Below are 19116 nucleotides of genomic sequence, written 5' to 3' on the forward strand. Positions count from 1 at the left end.
GGCAGGCGCAGCTCCATGGATTGCTTCGTCGCTTCACTCCTCGCAATGACACAGCTCCTTAGGCCGCCTTGCGCGGCTGGAGATAGCCGAGCAGCGTGGCGAGCGTTTCCTTCAGGTCCGCGCGGTGCACCACCATGTCGACCATGCCGTGTTCGTGCAGATATTCCGCGCGCTGGAAACCCTCGGGCAACTTCTCGCGGATCGTATCCTGGATCACGCGCTGGCCGGCAAAGCCGATCAATGCGCCGGGCTCGGCAATGTGGACATCGCCCAACATGGCATAGCTGGCGGTGACGCCGCCGGTCGTCGGATCGGTCAGCACTACAATATAAGGCAGGCCGGCCTCTTTCAGGCGGCGCGTCATCACGGTCGCCTTGGGCATCTGCATCAGCGACAGGATGCCTTCCTGCATGCGCGCGCCGCCTGCGGCGGTCACCACTACATAAGCGGATTTGCGATCAAGTGCCTTTTGAGCTCCGGCTACAAAGGCCGCGCCCACCGCCATGCCCATCGATCCGCCCATGAACCCGAAATCCTGCACGCCCACCATCGCCGCGCGCCCGCCAATCGTGCCCGATCCCACGCTGAAGGCATCGGCATACGGATTGTTCGTGCGGGCAATCTTCAGCCGGTCGGTGTATTTCTTGCTGTCCTTGAATTTCAGCGGGTCTTCGGTGACTTCAGGCTGAGGCAGTATCTCAAAACCATCGTCAAGCAGTAGCGCCAGCCGCGCATCCGCACCGATGCGGCCATGATGATCGCAGCGCGGGCAGACCCACAGATTGTCCTGGTATTCCTGCTCGAACAGCATTTCCGCACAAGAAGGGCATTTGACCCACAAATCCTTGTCGCTGGTGCGCTTCGCACCGAAGGTGAAGGATTTGCGGACGCGTGTGAACCAGTTCATGCCTGTTGCTCCTGACGGGCGGAGTGGACCGCGCTGGCGAGGGCCGAAGTCAGCTCCCTTAGCTTGGCAGGTGCATCTTTGCCATATTCGCCGACCAATTCGACAAAGGCGGAGCCGACCACCACGCCATCGGCCACCCTGGCGATCTCGGCTGCCTGCTCGGGATTGCGCACGCCGAAGCCGACCGCGACGGGCAGGTCGGTCGATTGCTTGATGCGGGAAACATTGGCTTCGATCGAGGCGATGTCCGCCTGCTGCTTGCCGGTGATCCCGGCGACCGAGACATAGTAGAGGAACCCCGCCGAACCATCGAGCACCTGCGGCAGGCGCGCGGCATCGGTGGTGGGGGTGGCGAGGCGGATCGGAGCGATGCCAAATTCGCGTAACATCGGACCCAAAGCATCATCTTCCTCGGGCGGGATATCCACGCAGATCACTCCGTCAACGCCCGCTTCGGCAGCTGCGGCGGCGAACCATTCCGGCCCGCGCCTCACCATCGGGTTGGCATAGCCCATCAGCACCAGCGGAGTGTCCGGGTGACGCGCGCGGAAAGCTGTCGCGATGGCGAAAATGTCAGCGGTCGTCGTGCCCTTCGCGAGACTGCGTAAATTCGCCGCCTGGATCGCCGGGCCATCGGCCATGGGATCGGTGAACGGCATTCCCAGCTCGATCACATCCGCGCCGCCCGCGACCAGCGCGTCGAGATTGGCCGCCGTGTCGCCATCGCCCGCAGTGATGAAGCAGACGAGCGCTGGGTGGGGTTTGGCGAAGGCTGAGGAGAGGCGGGTCAAAGCTCCACCCCCAGACGCTCCGCCACGGTGAAGATATCCTTGTCGCCGCGACCGCACAGGTTCGCTAGGATGATCGCGTCCTTGGGCATTTCCTTCGCGATCTTTGTCACCGCCGCAATGGCGTGGCTCGGCTCGAGCGCAGGGATGATCCCCTCGGTGCGGCAGAGCAGCTGGAAGGCTTCCAGCGCCTCGTCATCGGTGACGGCGGTGTATTTCACTCGGCCCGATTCCTTCAGCCAGGCGTGTTCCGGGCCGATGCCGGGATAGTCGAGCCCCGCGCTTATCGAGTGACCTTCGGTGATCTGGCCGTCTTCGTCCTGCAGCAGGTAGGTCTTGTTGCCGTGCAGGATACCGGGCGATCCACCCAGCAGCGATGCCGCGTGCTGATCGCCGTCAAGCCCATAGCCCGCCGCCTCGACGCCCAGCATCTTCACGTCGGCATCATCAAGGAACGGATGGAACAGGCCCAATGCGTTCGAGCCGCCGCCAATCGCCGCGACCAGCAAATCGGGCAGGCGGCCCACCCGGTCGAGCATCTGCGCGCGCGCTTCCTTGCCGATCACGCTCTGGAAATTACGCACCATCTCGGGGTAGGGGTGCGGGCCGGCGGCGGTGCCGATGATGTAGAAGGTGTCATGGACGTTGGCGACCCAGTCGCGCAGCCCCTCGTTCATCGCGTCTTTGAGCGTCGCCGCGCCGCTGGTAACGGGAATCACTTCTGCGCCCAGCAATTTCATGCGGAACACATTGGGCGCCTGTCGCGCCACGTCGGTTGCGCCCATGTAGATCACGCAGGGCAGGCCGAAGCGCGCGCAGACCGTGGCGGTGGCCACCCCGTGCTGGCCCGCGCCGGTTTCCGCGATGATGCGCGTCTTGCCCATGCGCATGGCGAGCAGGATCTGCCCGATGCAATTGTTGATCTTGTGCGCGCCGGTGTGGTTGAGCTCGTCGCGCTTGAACCAGACTTGCGCGCCGCCGAGCGCTTCGGTCAGGCGCGGCGCGAAATAGAGCGGCGAGGGGCGGCCGACGTAATGTTCGAGCAAATCGTCGAACTCGGCCTGGAACGCGGGATCGGCCTGTGCCGCGCGATATTCCCGCTCCAGATCGAGCACCAGCGGCATCAGCGTTTCGGCGACAAAACGCCCGCCAAACTGGCCGAAATGGCCGCGCTCATCCGGCTGGTTACGGAAGGAATTCTTGATGTCAGTCATATCAACTGCGCCGCTTTGCAGAAGGCGTGGATCAAGTCCACATCCTTGATGCCGGGCGCGGTCTCAACGCCAGAGGACGTATCGACCAGCGGCGCACCAGTCTGGCGGATGGCATCGGTGACATTTTCCGGTGTCAGTCCGCCTGCCAGCGCCCAGTCGATCGTGTGCCGGTGTCCCTTGAGCAGGTCCCACGAGAATGTCTCACCGGTGCCGCCAGGCATGGCTTTGGCCGGGGCATCGAACAGCAGGCGGTCAACCTTGCCGAAGAACTTCATGCTGCGCTCCAGCGTACCGGCGTCCTTCATGCCAAGCGCTTTCCACACTTCAAGCCCGCTCCTGTCGCGCACGAGCCCGCACCATTCGGGAGTTTCGTTGCCATGAAACTGGACAATATCGGGATTAACGGTGGTAATGGCGCGTGCGGTGAATTCAGGATCGGCGTTAACCAGCAGCATCACCACCTTGATTCGCCCTCGCGCCAGCTCGCACAGCTCCGCAGCCTTCCCGAGCGGGACATAGCGTGGGCTTGGCTCATAGAGATTGAGCCCGATATGCGTTGCGCCCGCTGCGATGGCAGCTTCCACCGTCTCGGGGGTCGAAAGCCCGCAGATCTTGATTTTCACGCCCATGCCTTGCCTTAAAGCGTCGCCTCTATCGCCCTTGCAGCTGCAAGCGGATCTTCCGCGCGGCTGATCGGACGCCCTATAACCAGCACGCTGGCCCCGTCATCACGGGCCTGGCGCGGGGTGACGACGCGCTTCTGGTCACCCGTCGCTTTCCCGCCCGGGCGCAAGCCCGGAACGACGAAGAAACCGTCCTTCCATTGCTTGTGAACGGCCTTCAGCTCGTGGCCTGAACACACAATCCCGTCGAGTCCGGCATCATGCGCCAGCTCTGTCAGGCGCAGCACCTGGTCATGCGCGCTGCCGCCTATGCCCGTGCGCGCCATATCGCGCTCATCAAGGCTGGTGAGCATGGTGACGGCAACCACTTTGGTGCCATTTGAAGCAGCGGCCTTGGCATCTTCCATCATCGCCCGCCCGCCGCCGGCATGGACGGTGACGATCGCAGGTTCCAGTACGTGGATGGCCTGCATAGCGCCGGCCACGGTGTTGGGAATGTCATGCAGCTTGAGGTCGAGGAAAATGGGAAGGCCCAGATGTGCGATTTCATGCACCCCGTGGTGCCCGTGCGCGCAGAAGAACTCCAGCCCCAGCTTGACCCCGCCGATGTGCGACTTGACCTTTGAAACCAGATCCTTGGCCGCGTCGATCTGCGGCACGTCAAGCGCGAGGTAAACCGGGTTGCCCATCAGTTGTCGCCGGGTTTCAACGTGTCGTCAGAAGGTGCAGCTTCGGCCACCGAGCCAGTGGGCGGCGGATTGTGGCGGGTGCTCAGTGCGTTCGACCGCACGGCGTTCTCAAGCGAGCTGATCCGCCGGTGCAGATTCCAGCGCGAAGTGCGGTGATAGAGCCACATCGGCAGCAGGCCCAGTATGAAGGCCACGATCACCAGCACCGGAACCTTGGTTTCCAGCACCAGATTGTTCCACAGGCGCACCTCGACCGGGTCCCAGTTGAAGATGGAAAACACCAGCAATCCGAACAGGATCAGCACCCAGATTATCGTGCGCACAATCTGCATAAGTCTTCTCCCTGCAAGCGCTCATGGATGAGCCTAAGGCTTTTCTCGGCAGAGTCTAGGCAGCGCTTCTGCCAAGCAGTCAGCCACCAAACACCCGCTCGAAAACCGTGTCGACATGCTTGAAGTGGTAGTCCAGGTTGAACTTCTCCTCGAGTTCTGTGCCGCTCATCGCCGCGGTTACTTCCGCATCGGCCTTGAGCAGTTCAAGCAGCGATAATGAACCGTCCGATTCCCACACCTTCATCGCGTTGCGCTGAACCAGGCGATAGGCGTTGTCGCGCGTTAGGCCGGCCTGCGTGAGCGCAAGCATGACTCGCTGGGAATGGACAAGGCCCCCCATCCGGTCGAGATTCTTCTGCATCCGTTCTGGGTAAACCAGCAGCTTGTCGACCACGCCGGTGAGCCGCGCGAGCGCGAAATCAAGCGTGATCGTGGCGTCCGGACCGATGAAGCGCTCGACCGAAGAGTGCGAGATATCGCGCTCGTGCCACAGAGCGACATTCTCCAGTGCGGGCAGGGCATAGCTGCGGATCATGCGGGCCTGACCGGTGAGGTTTTCGGTCAGGATCGGGTTGCGCTTGTGCGGCATCGCGCTTGAGCCCTTCTGGCCGGGCGAAAAATATTCCTCCGCCTCCAGTACTTCGGTGCGTTGCAGGTGGCGGATTTCGACCGCGAGCCGTTCGATCGAGCTGGCGATAACAGCCAGCGTCGAGAAATACATCGCGTGGCGATCACGCGGGATAACCTGGGTCGAAACCGGTTCTGCAGCAAGGCCAAGCTGCGCTGCGACATATTCCTCCACCTGCGGATCGATATTGGCGAAGGTGCCAACCGCACCTGAAATGGCGCAGGTGGCGATTTCGGTGCGCGCATTCGCCAGCCGCGTGCGGCAGCGGTCAAACTCGGCATAGGCCTGCGCCAGCTTGAGCCCGAATGTGGTCGGTTCGGCATGGATGCCGTGGCTGCGCCCGATCGTGGGGGTATATTTATGCTCCTCGGCACGTCGGCGGATCGCGGCGAGCAGCGCGTCCATGTCATCAAGCAGGATATCGCTCGCACGGCTGAGCTGAACCGCCAGCGTCGTGTCGAGCACATCGCTCGAAGTCATGCCCTGGTGCATGAAGCGCGCTTCGGGCCCGACCTGCTCAGCCACCCAATCGAGGAAGGCGATCACATCATGCTTGAGCACGGCTTCCTTGGCGTCGATCGCGGCAACATCGATGGCGGGATTGGTTGCCCACCAGTCCCACAATGCCCTGGCCGCGCTTTCCGGCACAACCCCCAGCTCGGCAAGCTTCTGGGTGGCGTGCGCCTCGATCTCGAACCAGATGCGATAGCGCGCCTCTGGTTCCCAGATCGCAGTCATGGCGGGGCGGGCGTAGCGGGGGACCATCGAAAACTCCGGCGTGGCAATCTGAACTGGGGCGGCGGCTATGCCGAGTGGCGCTGCAATGCAAGGGTTGCGCGCCCGGCACCATGGCAATTTCCCCGTCTCGCGCGGAAACTGCTCTAGATCAGCCCTTTTGATCTCAGCGACACATGGCCTTCGCGCCCGATGATCACGTGATCGTGCACGGTGATGCCCAGCAGCCGCCCCGCCTCGGCGATGCGGGCGGTGATCTGGATATCGGCGCGGCTCGGCTCGGGGCTGCCGCTGGGATGATTGTGCACCAGGATCAGCGCGCTGGCACCCAGGTCCATCGCCCGGCGGATCACCTCGCGCGGGTGGATCGCGGCTTCGTCGAACGAGCCATCTCCGACATGATGATCGTCGACCAGCCGGTTGCGCGCATCAAGATAGAGCACGCGCACACGCTCGACGGTAAGGTGCGCCATGTCGATCGCGAGGTAATCGAGCAATGACTGCCAGCTACCCAGCACCGGCTTGCCCTGCACTTCGCTGCGCGCCATGCGCCGCGCCGCCACCGCCACGCTCTTGAGCGCGGCGGCGCTGGTTTCGCCGATTCCTTCTACCTGTTGCAGCGCGGCGGGATCGGCATTGAGCACGCCGGCCAATGATCCGAATCGCTTTAGCAAGGCCTTGGCCACTGGCTTGGTGTCACCCTGCCGAATGGCGGCAAAGAGGAGATATTCGAGCAGTTCGTAATCGGCCAGCGCCTCTGTCCCGCCGCCGATCAGCCTTTCGCGCAAGCGGGCGCGATGGCCCAGGCCCGAATGCCTTTGCCCTGATTGTTTGCCAGCAGTTTCTTCAGCTTGCGGCAAGATTGCCCCCGCTACGACCCATTGATCACAGCATTGCCTTCGCATCGCGAAAGGCGCAAGAGTGCGCACCAATGGCGGATGCCGAAGAAATCCCGGAGAACACAGCCAGATCGCGGCGCTACTGGCCGCGCCGCCGCCGTTGGCAGTTCCTGCTCGTGTTGATCTTCCTGCTGGTGGTCTCAAGCATACTGACATGGAACTCGCGCGAGACTATTGTCGGCAATCTGGTTGAATCCGAGCTCGAACGCCTGGGCATCGATGCGAGCTACGAGATCGATTCGATCGGCCCAACGCGGCAGGTGCTGCGTAATTTCTCCATTGGCGACCCGGCCCGGCCCGACCTGTCGATCGAACGGGTAGAGGTGGTGCCCGTCGTTGGCTTTACCGGTCCGAGGGTTGGCTCGATTACGCTGATCCGCCCACGGCTGCGCGCAAGCTACAAGGATGGGCGGCTGAGCCTTGGCGCGCTTGATCAGCTGCTCGAGATCGAAAGCGAAGAGCCGGTCAGCTTGCCTGGCTGGCGCCTGGGAATTGTTGACGGACGGGCGCGAATCTTCACCGATCATGGCGTGATCGGCGCCAAGGCCGAAGGGGAGGGGCGGCTCAACCACGGATTCAGCGGCATCCTGGCAGCAGCAGGCCCGAAGCTTGAATTGGGCGGCTGCGAGATTGCCAATGCACGCCTGGCCGGGCGAATCTCCGTGGCGCGGGGGCAGCCGCGCTTGAATGGGCCCTTGCAAGTGGAAAGGGTCGCCTGTTCCGATAACCAAACCATTGTCGACCAGATCGAAATCGCGCTGGAACTGACCGGTGACCGCGACCTTGCGGGCCTTGCGGCCAAGCTTGCGCTGAATAGCGGAGCCATTCAGGCTGCGGACCTGCGCAGCCCCGGAATCAAGGGCTCAGCCGATCTCGACTGGCGCGACGGGCTTGCCAATGCGCGCTATCGGCTCGACGCGGGCAGGGTTTCGTCGCCCACACTATCTCTTGCCGGGCTTCAAGCACGCGGCGCCGCGCGAATGCGGGCGAAGGATGGGCGACTCGAGATCGACGCAGCCATCGATGCGAACGACCCGCGGCTTGGTGCGGGCTTCGAGGCGTCGCTCAAAGATTGGCGTAAGGCCAGCGCAGGAACGCTAGCGGAGCCGTTGCTGGATCAATTCGCGCGGCGGCTGGGCGCGGCTTTGCCGGGTAGCAAGTTCACCAGCGAGCTGACTTACCGCCAGTCAAATGACGGCTTCACCATTGTGGCGCCAACAGCGCGTCTGCGCGATTCGCGTGGCGACAGCTTGCTGGCCGCCTCTCAATTGCAATACAGCTCGCGCGGGGACGCCGCGCCGCGCCTGGCGGGCAATTTCGCCACCGGCGGCGAAGGCTTGCCACAGATTCACGGGCGGATGGAAGCGGGCGAAAGTAGCGGCACTACCCTGCGCCTGCGGATGGAGCCCTATCGCAGCGGCTCCAGCAGCCTCGCCCTGCCGCGCCTCAACCTGGCGCAGAACGCAGCAGGCGACTGGAAAATCGACGGCCTCCTCGCTGCCAGCGGTGCCATACCGGGCGGCTTTGCCGAGGGGGTGGTAGTGCCGGTAACCGGCCAGCTGTCGCATGCCGGGCAATTGGCGCTATGGCAGCGGTGCGCGCAGGTGACGATCGGCAAGCTTGCGCTTTCTGACCTCACGCTCGAGCGGCAGAACGTCGGATTTTGCCCAGCTGCCGGTGGCGCGATCGTGCGGGCCACGGGGAAAAGCACCCTGATTTCCGCGCGAACCGAAGGGCTGGCGCTGCAAGGGCAGCTCGGCGAAAGTGCGCTCTCGATTGGCGTGGGCGAGCTGGAATTTACCTCTGCAGAAGGGCTTATGGCGCGCAAGATTGCCGCGACTCTGGGAGAGGGGGATTCGCGCAGCGAACTTCTTGCGGACGAAATCCGATCATCATCGGCAGGCGGCATGGCAGGCACCTTCAGCGGCGTTTCGGGAAAGCTGGCAGCGGTACCGCTCGACCTCTCGAATGGTGCGGGCGAGTGGCGCTATGAGGGCGGCGTGCTGACGCTGGCTGAAGCAAGTTTCACGCTGAGCGATCGGCAGGCTGAGCCACGTTTCTACCCGCTGCGCGGTCGCGGTACCTTGCTCACCCTGCGCGATGATATGATTGCGGCGCAGGCCAGGCTTGAACACCCTGGCAGCAGCCGCGAGGTCACCGATGTCACATTGCGCCATGATCTTGCCAGCGGTACCGGCCATGCCGACCTTTCCGTGCCCGGCCTGGTGTTCGACAAGCGGCTGCAACCAAGCGAGCTGACCATTTTGGCCGATGGCGTCATCGCGCTGGCGGATGGGACAATTGCGGGCGATGGCAGGATCGACTGGAACGCGGACGGGGTTACCAGCAATGGCACTTTCTCAACCAGGGATTTCGATTTCGCTGCGGCTTTCGGCCCGGTTGAGAGCGTTTCGGGCACGGTTGAATTCAGCGATCTGCTCAACCTCACCACTGCCGGGCCTCAGCGGCTCAACATCGGCGCGATCAACCCCGGTGTCGAAGTGTTCGACGGGGTGCTCGATTTCGCTGTGCGCGATACGACCTTCGTTTCGGTTCGCGGCGGGCGCTGGCCATTCTTCGGCGGTACGATGATCTTGCGCCCGATCGAGCTCAACCTCGCTGCGGCCGAGCGGCGCAGCTATGTGATCGAGATCGTCGGCGCCGACGCGGCGCAATTCATGGCCGCGATGGAGATGGGCAATCTCAATGCGACCGGTATTTTCGACGGCACCGTGCCGCTGGTGTTTGACGAGATGGGCAATGGCGAAATCGTGAACGGCTTGCTGATCTCGCGGCCACCAGGCGGCAATCTGTCGTACATTGGCGAACTGACCTATAAAGACACTGGCGCAATCGCCAATTTCGCCTTCCAGTCGCTGCGCTCGCTCGATTTCAACCAGATGATGGTGGAAATGAACGGCCCGCTGACGGGCGAGATCGTGACGCAGGTGAATTTTGACGGCGTCAGGCAGGGGCAGGGTGCGAACCAGAACTTCATTACCCGCCGGATTGCCAAGCTTCCGATCCGATTCCGCGTCAATATCCGCGCGCCGTTCTATCAGCTGATCACCAGCCTCAAGGCAACCTATGATCCCGCCTTCATACGCGATCCGCGCGACCTGGGGTTGCTCGACGTGGCTGGCGGCCGTCTGGTGCGCCCGCAGGATGCAAAGAAGACGGACGAATCCGATGCAGCTTCAGACACGCCGGAGCTTTCCGGTGAAAAACAGCCCATTCAGACAGAAGAAAGCGAGAGCATGCGATGACACATGCGAAATTGACCGCATTTGAAGGCGATGCCACAACCGTGCCCATGTGCGGGGCAAGGCATCATCAATGGGCGTGGCTCAAGGCCGGAGCACTGCTGGCACCAGTCGCGATGATCGGAGGGTGCATCAACGTTGAGACGCCTGACAAGCCGATCGTGATCGAGCTGAACATAAATATCCGGCAGGAAGTGGTTTATATGCTCGCCGAAGATGCGGCCGAGACGATCGAAGAGAATGCAGATATCTTCTGAAGGAAGGCAAACAGGATGAACAGGTTGCGCAATATAGCCATTTCGGGCGTGCTGGCCGCGCTGACGCTGGGCGTGGCTGCCGCGCCGGTTCAGGCACAGCGTGATCCGGCCTATGCCGAAGCGCGTTCCTCGGGCCAGATCGGTGAGAAAATGGACGGCTATCTCGGCATCGTCGTGGCGGAAACGCCCGAACTCCGCCGGCTGGTCAGTGACATCAATATCAAGCGCCGCGCTGTCTATTCCGAGAGGGCGCAAGAGAACAATGTGACGCTGGAAGAATACGCCTTTTCCACCGGATGTCAGCTGATCATGAAGACCGTGCCGGGGGAAAAGTACCAGGCACCGGGCGGCGTGTGGCAGACCCGCACCGATGCCCCGCCGCAGCGTGACGCTCGTTGCCCCTGAGCGGCGGGCCAAGCTGCCCGGTCAATTCGCACTCAAGAACCCCCTTCCACCGGTTGACTCGCCCATGCCCCCCGCCTAAGGGGGCGGCGCCCTCGGCGGGCACCTCTGCCCGTGCTGTGCGTTCCAATAATCGGAGGCTGGCATGAGCGACGAGAAACCCGCACGGGAACCCATCGCTGAAGATGCGCGTATCGACGCGCTCGAAGCGCGGCTTAAGGCCGCACGCGAGCGTGAAGAAAAGCGCAACCGGCCGCAGGTAAAAGGTGCTGACGCGAACTATCGCAGCGGCAACCGGGTACTAGCGGATCTGCTTGGTGGGATTTTCGGAGGCCTTGTCATCGGTTGGGCGATCGATCGCTTCGCCGGGACAGCGCCCTGGGGTCTGTTGGTAATGCTGTTCCTTGGGATCATCGTTGCCTTCAGGAACATAATTCGTGCAGCGAACACGCGCCCTGACGATCCCGGTAAGGATCAATAGCGGCGGGTCGGAAAACAGGCGTTAGGGAAACAACGATCGTGGCAGCCGCAGAGGGCAAGGTCGATCCGATGAAGCAATTCGCCATCGAGCCGATGTTCGGCACGAGCGGATGGGAAGTGGCCGGATACAACATCGCTTTCACCAATTCGGCGCTGTGGATGCTGATCACCACAGTGCTGCTCTGGGCGTTCGTGGCAGGCGGCATGAAGCGCCAGCTGGTGCCCGGCCGCTGGCAGATGGCGGTGGAGAGCTTCACCGGCTTCATTGACGATATGCTGGAGGCGAATGTCGGCAAGCAAGGGCGCAAATATGTGCCCTATATCTTCAGCCTGTTCATGTTCATTCTGTTCGCCAACCTGCTCGGCCTGATGCCGATCGGGATTTTCGGACTGCATCCTTTCACTTTTACCAGCCATTTCACCGTCACCGGCGTGCTCGCGATCCTGAGTTTTGCGATCGTGCTGATTGTTGGCTTCTGGAAACATGGCCTGCATTTCTTCAGCCTGTTTGTGCCGCATGGCACGCCGCTGTGGCTGATCTGGCTGATCCCGGTGATCGAGCTGATTTCGTTTATGGTGCGGCCCTTCAGTCTCGGTCTGCGTCTGTTCGTGGCGATGATGGCCGGGCACGTATTGCTCAAGGTTCTCGCAAGTTTCGTGATCGGTAGCGTCAACGCGGGCGCCGTTTTTGGTGGGTTTGTCGGCGTGCCAAGCCTGGTGCTGATGGTTGCAATCAGCGCGCTCGAGATTCTCGTTGCCGGTATCCAGGCCTATGTTTTTGCTCTTCTGACGTCGCTTTATATTAACGACGCAGAGAATCTTCACTAAGTTTCATTCAACCAAACGACAGTTTCTACCCAAAGGAGTTTTTCAAATGGAAGCAGAAGCAGCCAAGCTCGTCGGTGCTGGCCTCGCAGCAATCGGTGCCGGCATGGCCGCCATCGGTGTGGGTAACGTGTTCGGCTCATTCCTTGAGTCGGCGCTCCGCAATCCGGGTGCGGCAGATGGCCAGCAGGGCCGCCTGTTCATCGGCTTCGCTGCGGCGGAACTTCTGGGCCTGCTGGCCTTCGTCGTCGCGATGATCCTGATCTTCGTCGCCTAACGACGGTTTCCAACGGCCGACCGGTTCATGCCGGTCGGCTGTGGGATATTCCAGTCGACTGATTTTCGGACCCGACACATGCCTCAAATTGCGCAGCTTGCCGATACATATGCCAGCCAGGTCTTCTGGCTGCTGATTTTCTTCGGCTTCACCTTTTTCGTCATCGGGCGCGGTATGGTGCCCAAGGTGATGGACACCGTGGCGCTGCGTGACAAGCAGATCGCTGACGATCTCGCTGCAGCCCAGGCTGCGCGGGATGCAGCAGATGAGCGCGAAGAGGCATGGCGCAAGCGCGAATTGGATAATCATGCCAGGGCGCAGGCGGTAATTGCCAAGGCCAAGTCTGATGGCTCGGCCAAGACCGAAAAGAAAGTGGCCGCCGCCCAGAAGCGGTTGGACAACAAGCTGGCGGAAGCGGAACAGCGGGTCGCTCAGGCGCGCAGCGCCGCAATGACGGAAGTTGCGACCGTCGCTGCCGAAGCGGCGCAAGACATCGTCGCCCGGTTGGCTGGTGCATCTGTTGATGCTGCCGCAGCCAATGCGGCTGTGAAGGAGGCCTTGGCCAATGGCTGATATTCTCTTGATCCTCGTCGGCGCCGCCGAAGAGGGGCATGCCGGGCCGGTGGCGTTGGGCCTGCAGGATTACCAGTGGGTTTCGCTCTCGATGCTCATCCTGGTGGGCATCTTCATCTGGAAGAAGGTCCCAGGGCTTATCACCGGTGGGCTCGACGCCAGGATCCAGGCGATCAGGGACCAGCTTGACGAAGCCAAGGCGCTGCGCGCCGAGGCTGAGGCCTTGCGCGATGAATACGCCGCCAAGATGGCTGATGCGGAAAAGCATGCAGATGCCATGATGGCCAATGCCCAGCGTGACGCCGATGCGATACTCGAAAAGGCAGAAGCTGACAGCAAGCTTATGGTGGAACGGCGCAAGCGCATGGCGGAGGACAAGATTTCGGCCGCCGAGCGTGAGGCAATCGAACAGGTCAAGGCCGCTGCCGTCACTGCCGCAACCACTGCCGCGCGCAAACTGATTGCCGAATACCACGGCGCGGATGCAGACAAGAAGCTGGCCGACGAGGTCATCGCTTCGATCTGATCGACCAACAATTCCACCAGGGACGGGCGGCCAATGGCCGCCTTTTCTTTGCCGGGGCTCCTGGACCCCGGTCAATCGGGAGCCGCCACATAAAGGCCTTGGCGTGGAGGCTTTGAATGCTAATGCGAAGTATTCGCAAATAATATCTAACAGGATTCTCTCTTCGTGAACCGCACCATTCTGACCAAGCTTCACCTTGCTTTCGCAGCCTTCATGTTCCCGGCGATGCTGATGTTTCTTACCACCGGCGCGCTTTATACCTGGGGCAATAAGGGCGAATGGCGTGAGCGCACCGAGCTGACCCAATTATCGCAGCCCTATGCCCAGCAGAGCGATGCGGACTTGCGCGACGCAGCCATTGCTGCACTGGCAGCCAACGGCTTGCCTGAACCGAGCGGTAGGATCAGCTTGAGCGGCGAGGGAGCAGGGCAGACCCTTGCCTGGACGGGCGCACGCAGCGAAGTGAGCGTAGCGGCCTCCGATGATCCGATGGTCGCCGAAGTTACGGTCAAGGAAGCCACGTTTCACCGCTGGCTGGTGCAGTTGCACAAGGCTAAGGGCAGCACGGTGTTCAAGCTCTACGCGACGCTGCTGGCCGTTACGCTTTTTCTGCTTGTGCTGAGCGGGGTAGTGATGGGGCTTCAGGCGAAACCGCTACGGAAGCTCACTATCGGCAGCGGCGTGGCAGGCCTGTCGGTATTCGTGGGTTTCGTGCTGCTGGGCTAGGCGCCCGGCTCGAACACCACCTTGCCGATCAGTTCGCGCCCCGCCATCGCCTCGAAGCCGTCGCGCCAGCGCGAAAGCGGCAGTGTGCGGTCAATCGCGGGTTTGATGCGCCCTTGAGACGCCAGTTCGGCAATGGCTGCGCTGATGGCGGCACCGCGCTCTGGAAAACGCCGGGCATATTCGCCCGCTCGCAAGCCGATGATCGAGAACCCCTTGATCAGCGGGATGTTGGTGGCAATCTCGGCGATCCGGCCGCTGGTAAAGCCGACCACCACCAGCTTGCCGCCGAAGGTGACGCAGCGGGTCAATTCGTCGAACACATCGCCGCCAACGGGGTCGAAAACCACATCGCACAAGTGGCCTGCGGTGATCTCGTTCACCTGTTCGCGGAAACGGCCTTCGCTCAGAATGACCGCTTCGGGCGCATAGCGCGCGGCGATTCGCGCGCGCTTCGCTTCAACTCCGGTAGCCGCGATCACTTTTGCACCCAAAGCTTGCGCCAGATCGACCGCCGCCAGGCCCACCCCGCCGCTGGCGCCCGTTACCAGCACCCATTGCCCGGGCTTGAGCCCGCAAAGCTCGACCAGCCCGGTATAGGCAGTGGAATAGGCCGCGCCCATTGACGCTCCATCTGCAAAGCCGATTCCCGCAGGGAGGGGGTGCAGGCCGCGTTCTGGAATGACGGCAAATTCGGCGAAGGCACCAGTCTTGTTGCCGCCGATCACCCGGTCACCCGGCTTGAACCGGCTATCGGCATCGGCCTCCATCACTTCGCCCGCCAGCTCCATTCCGCTGGTGAAGGGCACATCGGGTATGAACTGGTATTTGCCCTGCGTCATCAGCAGGTCAGGGAAATTGAGTGAGGCCGCGCGCACACGCACCAGTACCTCGCCAGGGCATCGCTCGGGCTCGGGAATGTCAGCCAGCGTGACGCCGGACAGGTCGTCAGCCAGCTTTTCGACGCGCAGCGCCTGCATGGCGGCTAGAAATTATCTTTCGCACTGCGAAGCGCGGCAAAGGTTTCATGCGGTGCGCTGCCGCCCCATTTCGCCTGCATTTCCGGATCGTCAGCCCGCAGAAACGGATTGGTCGCCAACTCTCGGGCGAGGTCCGTCGGTACGGTCCATTCGCCCTTGGCCCGCTTGGCATCAATCTCTGCACAATAATCCTGCAGGGCGGCATTGCCCGGATCGGCGTGCAGCGCGAAGCGTGCGTTCGCCGCGGTATACTCGTGCGCGCAATAGAGCGTCGTTTCAGGCGGCAGGGCCTTGATCCGCTCAAGGCTTGACCAGAATTGCTTCGGTTCGCCTTCGAACATTCGCCCGCAACCCAGCGCGAACACGCTGTCACCCACAAAGGCTACGCCCGCCTGGGGGAAATGATAGGCAATGTGGCCATTGGTGTGGCCCGATACATCGATCACGTCGGCAGTAAAATCGCCAAGCGCAACGGAATCGCCGTGCTTCACCACGCGATCGATCGAGCTGATTTTCTCGACTTCGCCCGGCGCCACAATCATGGCGCCGGTGGCATCGACGATATCCTTGTTTCCGCCGGCGTGATCGGGGTGCCAATGGGTGTTCCAGATCTGCGTGATCTTCCATCCCTTGGCATCGGCCTGGCGCAGATACTCCTTGCCATCGGGCGTGTCGATGGCGGCGGTCTCTCCGCTGGCGGGATCGTGGATGAGGAATCCGTAATTGTCGGACAGGCATGGGAATTGGTGGATTTGTAGCATGTCCTGCAATGTAGGAGCGAATGGCGCGCTAGGGAAGGCCGAACCGGGCGAACTGTTGATGCTATAGCCTGTCGTCAAACAACAGGTCGACCATGGCATGAAGTCGAGGGGCGCCGGACGTCTCGTCCGCCTGCAGGCTTAGCAGACTGTCGATTGTCAGGCTGACATAGCCATGGACCAGGCACCACAATGCCAGCGAGCGACTGGTGCTGGCCGGGACTTCTAGGCGAGCCTCGTCACCCGTGGTCGCGAGCAAGTTTGCATAGAGGCGCTCCATGGCGTCTTCCAGTTGCGGATTTGCAAGGTCAAGCTGGTCAGCGCGCCACAGCAAGCGATAACGGTGGGGATTGTGCAACGCAAATTTCAGCACCGCATCCGCCATGGTACGCGCACGTGCCGGGGTGGCCGGCGGTAGCCGGGAGGTCGCCGTTTCTACCTGCTCGGCCAGATCGTCAAAGTCCTGAACCGCGAGCGCAGTAAGCAGGGCCCGGCGATCCGCGAAGTGATTGGCAGGCGCAGCGTGGGAGACGCCCGCCTGGCGCGCGGTCTCCCGGATGGTGACATGATCGGCGCCTTTTGCGTCCAGCAATTTGCGGGCAGCAATTAGCAGCTTTTCCGCTGCGTCACCTTTTCGTTGGCCGCTAGAACCCACTCTCGCCATGCTTGCGCCTTTTCCTGGAAGATTGACACTGTCAATCAAGTTTATATTGACAATGTCAATATCAATGGAGGACGAGATGATTCGAAAATTACTGTTTACGCTGGCAATCCTGCCGTTTGCTGTCGTCACGCCGATACTGGAAGTCAGTCCGACTCATGTGTTCAACCCGGATTGGCCCGGCCATGCGCGGCTGCACGATGTCTGGCAACTGATAACGCACTCCACCCTTGCGCTTTATATGGCCTGGCTGGTGTGGCTGCGCGGTCGCGAGCGCGAAGGCTGCGTGGTCGGGTTGATCGTCATCGGCAGTTTCCTTGTCGCGCATTTTATGAGCCCGCTATACGGTGGCTCCATGAGCCATAGTGACGGCATTCCCTTGAGCCCTGCCGCACAGGCAGCGGTAATGGTCATGGCCGCCGCGGGCGGAATCCTGGCCGGCTTGCTGCTGACAGCAGGGAAACGCGGGACTGCACCACTTCGCTAAAAAAAGGCCCGCCTGTTCGTGCGAACGGGCGGGCCCTTCCTTATCAATCGACGGGCAGCTTTGCTTAGCTGTCCTTGCCCTTGAGCGCTGCACCCAGGATGTCGCCCAGCGATGCGCCGCTGTCGGACGAACCGAACTGGGCAACCGCTTCCTTCTCGTCGGCGATCTGGCGCGCCTTGACCGAGAAGTTCGGCTTCTTCGAGCGATCGAAACCGATCACCATGGCGTCGAGCTTCTGGCCGACCTGGAAGCGGTCGGGGCGCTGTTCGTCGCGGTCGCGGCCAAGGTCCGAACGCTTGATGAAGCCGGTCGCCCCATCCTCGCCAACCTGCACTTCCAGCCCGCCATCGCGCACTTCGAGTACGGTCACGGTCACGGTCTGGTTCTTGCGCAGTGCGCCTGAACCCGAACCCTCTGCCGAAGGTGCGCCCTTTTCGAGCTGCTTCATGCCCAGGCTGATGCGTTCCTTTTCGACATCAACGTCAAGCACGATCGCCTTGACCTGTTCACCCTTGCGGTGAAGCGCCAGCGCGTCCTCGCCCGAGATGCCCCATGCGATATCCGACATGTGGACCATGCCGTCGACATCGCCATCCAGGCCGATGAACAGGCCGAATTCGGTGGCGTTCTTGACTTCGCCTTCGACTTCGCTGCCCACCGGATGCTTCTCGGCGAATTCTTCCCATGGGTTGCCCTGGGCCTGCTTGAGGCCGAGCGAGATGCGGCGCTTGTCGCTGTCCACTTCCAGCACCATCACTTCGACTTCCTGCGAGGTCGACACGATCTTGCCTGGGTGCACGTTCTTCTTGGTCCAGCTCATTTCCGAAACGTGGACCAGGCCCTCGATGCCCGCTTCCAGTTCCACGAAGGCGCCGTATTCGGTGATGTTGGTGACAGTGCCGCTCAGCTTCATGCCGACCGGATATTTCGCCGCCACACCGTCCCACGGATCGCTTTCGAGCTGCTTCATGCCCAGGCTGATGCGCTGGGTATCTTCGTTGATGCGGATGATCTGCACGGTCACGCTCTGGCCGATTTCGATCACTTCGCTGGGGTGGTTGACGCGCTTGTAGCTCATGTCGGTGACATGCAGCAGGCCGTCGATCCCGCCCAGGTCAACAAAGGCACCGTAATCGGTGATGTTTTTCACTACACCTTCGGTGATCTGGCCCTCGGCCAGCTTGTCGATCAGTTCGCTGCGCTGTTCGGCGCGGGTTTCTTCCAGCACTGCGCGGCGCGAAACCACGATATTGCCGCGGCGGCGATCCATCTTGAGGATCTGGAACGGCTGCGGCACTTCCATCAGCGGGGTGACATCGCGCACCGGGCGGATATCGACCTGCGAACCTGGCAGGAAGGCAACCGCACCGTCGAGATCGACCGTGAAGCCGCCCTTGACGCGGCCAAAGATGCGCCCTTCGACGCGCTTGCCTTCGCCAAATTCGCTTTCCAGCTTGTCCCATGCGGCTTCGCGGCGGGCGCGGTCGCGGCTGAGCATCGCTTCGCCGTCGGAATTTTCGACGCGGTCGACAAACACTTCGACTTCGCTGCCGACGGTCAGGCCGTGGTCGTCTTCGCCGCGGGCAAATTCTTTCAATGCGACGCGGCCTTCGCTCTTGAGGCCGACATCGATCATCGCCATGCCGTTTTCGATGGCGGTCACGGTGCCTTTGACGACGCGGCCTTCAAAGCCTTCGTCGCCTGCACCGCCAAGTTGTTCGTTGAGTAGCGCTTCGAAATCGTCGCGCGTTGGGTTGGCTGAAGTTGCCATCAATGTGGGTTTCCTGTTCGTTTTGCTACCGGCCGCCGGTTTTTCCGGGGTCTTTCTCCGTCTCCCGCACCATTGCGGGGCAAACGGGGCAAAGGGCCGATTTCCCGCAGGGCCGAATGCCGCCGCAGGAGTTCTTCAATCCGGGGATTGCATGAACGGTCGGGCGCCTAGTGGAAATGGCCGCAAAAGGCAAGCGCAAAGCCCCCGGATGGCGAGCGTCAAATCCCGCAGGATGGAACACATGGAACACAGTCCTGAAGATCGAATCCCGGCGGGGCCATGGCGGAACGGAGCAACATGCCATGACCATGCCACGGG

Annotated in this window: 22 protein-coding genes; 10 read left to right on the top strand and 12 right to left on the bottom strand. The window is 61.9% G+C overall.

Annotated elements, in window-relative coordinates:
* Nucleotides 1-58 precede the first annotated feature (58 nt).
* From accD to radC, 8 genes are all read right to left on the bottom strand, one after another.
* The gene (accD, locus tag ACX2DJ_RS11900; RefSeq protein ID WP_462572873.1) at nucleotides 59-907 is read right to left on the bottom strand and encodes an acetyl-CoA carboxylase, carboxyltransferase subunit beta; all 849 of its coding nucleotides are present in this window, start codon (nucleotides 905-907) and stop codon (nucleotides 59-61) included.
* Nucleotides 904-1698 (bottom strand): tryptophan synthase subunit alpha, encoded by a 795-nt coding sequence (trpA, locus tag ACX2DJ_RS11905; RefSeq protein ID WP_462572874.1) that lies wholly within the window; start codon nucleotides 1696-1698, stop codon nucleotides 904-906. The genes accD and trpA overlap by 4 nt, the downstream gene beginning before the upstream one ends.
* Nucleotides 1695-2909 (bottom strand): tryptophan synthase subunit beta, encoded by a 1215-nt coding sequence (trpB, locus tag ACX2DJ_RS11910; RefSeq protein WP_462572875.1) that lies wholly within the window; start codon nucleotides 2907-2909, stop codon nucleotides 1695-1697. The genes trpA and trpB overlap by 4 nt, the downstream gene beginning before the upstream one ends.
* Nucleotides 2906-3538 carry a phosphoribosylanthranilate isomerase gene (locus ACX2DJ_RS11915; protein ID WP_462572876.1) on the bottom strand — a complete coding sequence of 211 codons (633 nt, stop codon included), beginning with the start codon at nucleotides 3536-3538 and terminating at the stop codon, nucleotides 2906-2908. Before ACX2DJ_RS11915 ends, trpB begins: the two co-directional genes overlap by 4 nt.
* A gap of 8 nt (nucleotides 3539-3546) precedes the next feature.
* The gene (gene pyrF / locus ACX2DJ_RS11920) at nucleotides 3547-4221 is read right to left on the bottom strand and encodes an orotidine-5'-phosphate decarboxylase (protein ID WP_462572878.1); all 675 of its coding nucleotides are present in this window, start codon (nucleotides 4219-4221) and stop codon (nucleotides 3547-3549) included.
* Nucleotides 4221-4553: a LapA family protein gene (locus tag ACX2DJ_RS11925; RefSeq protein WP_462572879.1), complete on the bottom strand. Its 333-nt coding sequence runs from the start codon at nucleotides 4551-4553 to the stop codon at nucleotides 4221-4223. Before ACX2DJ_RS11925 ends, pyrF begins: the two co-directional genes overlap by 1 nt.
* Nucleotides 4554-4632: 79 nt before the next feature.
* Complete coding sequence (gene purB, locus ACX2DJ_RS11930; RefSeq protein WP_462572881.1) at nucleotides 4633-5946, bottom strand: adenylosuccinate lyase; 1314 nt, start codon at nucleotides 5944-5946, stop codon at nucleotides 4633-4635.
* A 116-nt stretch (nucleotides 5947-6062) separates the two neighbouring features.
* The gene (gene radC / locus ACX2DJ_RS11935) at nucleotides 6063-6776 is read right to left on the bottom strand and encodes a RadC family protein (RefSeq protein WP_462572882.1); all 714 of its coding nucleotides are present in this window, start codon (nucleotides 6774-6776) and stop codon (nucleotides 6063-6065) included.
* A gap of 71 nt (nucleotides 6777-6847) precedes the next feature.
* On the opposite strand from radC, the gene ACX2DJ_RS11940 reads away from it, so the two are divergent.
* The 9 genes from ACX2DJ_RS11940 (at nucleotide 6848) to ACX2DJ_RS11980 (ending at nucleotide 14144) form a co-directional block, all read left to right on the top strand.
* A complete protein-coding gene (locus ACX2DJ_RS11940; RefSeq protein WP_462572884.1) occupies nucleotides 6848-10081 on the top strand; it encodes an intermembrane phospholipid transport protein YdbH family protein in 3234 nt (1077 codons plus the stop codon).
* The gene (locus ACX2DJ_RS11945) at nucleotides 10078-10335 is read left to right on the top strand and encodes a YnbE family lipoprotein (protein ID WP_462572886.1); all 258 of its coding nucleotides are present in this window, start codon (nucleotides 10078-10080) and stop codon (nucleotides 10333-10335) included. The genes ACX2DJ_RS11940 and ACX2DJ_RS11945 overlap by 4 nt, the downstream gene beginning before the upstream one ends.
* Nucleotides 10336-10350: 15 nt before the next feature.
* The gene (locus ACX2DJ_RS11950) at nucleotides 10351-10740 is read left to right on the top strand and encodes a YdbL family probable chaperone protein (RefSeq protein ID WP_462572887.1); all 390 of its coding nucleotides are present in this window, start codon (nucleotides 10351-10353) and stop codon (nucleotides 10738-10740) included.
* 142 nt (nucleotides 10741-10882) lie between these two features.
* Nucleotides 10883-11218 (top strand): AtpZ/AtpI family protein, encoded by a 336-nt coding sequence (locus tag ACX2DJ_RS11955; protein WP_462572888.1) that lies wholly within the window; start codon nucleotides 10883-10885, stop codon nucleotides 11216-11218.
* Nucleotides 11219-11286: 68 nt separating this feature from the next.
* Nucleotides 11287-12045: a F0F1 ATP synthase subunit A gene (locus ACX2DJ_RS11960; protein ID WP_462573086.1), complete on the top strand. Its 759-nt coding sequence runs from the start codon at nucleotides 11287-11289 to the stop codon at nucleotides 12043-12045.
* A 46-nt stretch (nucleotides 12046-12091) separates the two neighbouring features.
* Complete coding sequence (locus tag ACX2DJ_RS11965) at nucleotides 12092-12319, top strand: F0F1 ATP synthase subunit C (RefSeq protein WP_027442220.1); 228 nt, start codon at nucleotides 12092-12094, stop codon at nucleotides 12317-12319.
* A 78-nt stretch (nucleotides 12320-12397) separates the two neighbouring features.
* Nucleotides 12398-12892, top strand: coding sequence for a F0F1 ATP synthase subunit B family protein (locus tag ACX2DJ_RS11970; protein WP_462572890.1), 495 nt, complete (start codon nucleotides 12398-12400; stop codon nucleotides 12890-12892).
* Entirely contained in the window at nucleotides 12885-13418 is a 534-nt protein-coding gene (locus ACX2DJ_RS11975) for a F0F1 ATP synthase subunit B family protein (protein WP_462572891.1), read from the top strand. The genes ACX2DJ_RS11970 and ACX2DJ_RS11975 overlap by 8 nt, the downstream gene beginning before the upstream one ends.
* A 165-nt stretch (nucleotides 13419-13583) precedes the next feature.
* Nucleotides 13584-14144, top strand: coding sequence for a PepSY domain-containing protein (locus ACX2DJ_RS11980; protein ID WP_462572892.1), 561 nt, complete (start codon nucleotides 13584-13586; stop codon nucleotides 14142-14144).
* On the opposite strand, the gene ACX2DJ_RS11985 is transcribed toward ACX2DJ_RS11980, so the two are convergent.
* The 3 genes from ACX2DJ_RS11985 to ACX2DJ_RS11995 form a co-directional block, all read right to left on the bottom strand.
* Nucleotides 14141-15121: an NADPH:quinone oxidoreductase family protein gene (locus ACX2DJ_RS11985; RefSeq protein ID WP_462572894.1), complete on the bottom strand. Its 981-nt coding sequence runs from the start codon at nucleotides 15119-15121 to the stop codon at nucleotides 14141-14143. The two genes, ACX2DJ_RS11980 and ACX2DJ_RS11985, sit on opposite strands and share 4 nt — an antisense overlap.
* A gap of 5 nt (nucleotides 15122-15126) precedes the next feature.
* Entirely contained in the window at nucleotides 15127-15882 is a 756-nt protein-coding gene (gloB, locus tag ACX2DJ_RS11990; RefSeq protein ID WP_462572896.1) for a hydroxyacylglutathione hydrolase, read from the bottom strand.
* 61 nt (nucleotides 15883-15943) lie between these two features.
* On the bottom strand, nucleotides 15944-16543 hold the full coding sequence (locus ACX2DJ_RS11995) for a TetR/AcrR family transcriptional regulator (protein ID WP_462572898.1): 600 nt from the start codon (nucleotides 16541-16543) through the stop codon (nucleotides 15944-15946).
* Nucleotides 16544-16619: 76 nt separating this feature from the next.
* On the opposite strand from ACX2DJ_RS11995, the gene ACX2DJ_RS12000 reads away from it, so the two are divergent.
* Entirely contained in the window at nucleotides 16620-17027 is a 408-nt protein-coding gene (locus ACX2DJ_RS12000) for a hypothetical protein (RefSeq protein ID WP_462572899.1), read from the top strand.
* Between the two features lie 64 nt (nucleotides 17028-17091).
* Here ACX2DJ_RS12000 and rpsA read toward each other — a convergent pair whose 3' ends face one another.
* Nucleotides 17092-18798 (bottom strand): 30S ribosomal protein S1, encoded by a 1707-nt coding sequence (gene rpsA, locus ACX2DJ_RS12005; RefSeq protein WP_462572901.1) that lies wholly within the window; start codon nucleotides 18796-18798, stop codon nucleotides 17092-17094.
* Between the last annotated feature and the right edge of the window lie 318 nt (nucleotides 18799-19116).

It is taken from the genome of Altererythrobacter chaiwopuensis, assembly GCF_054957755.1.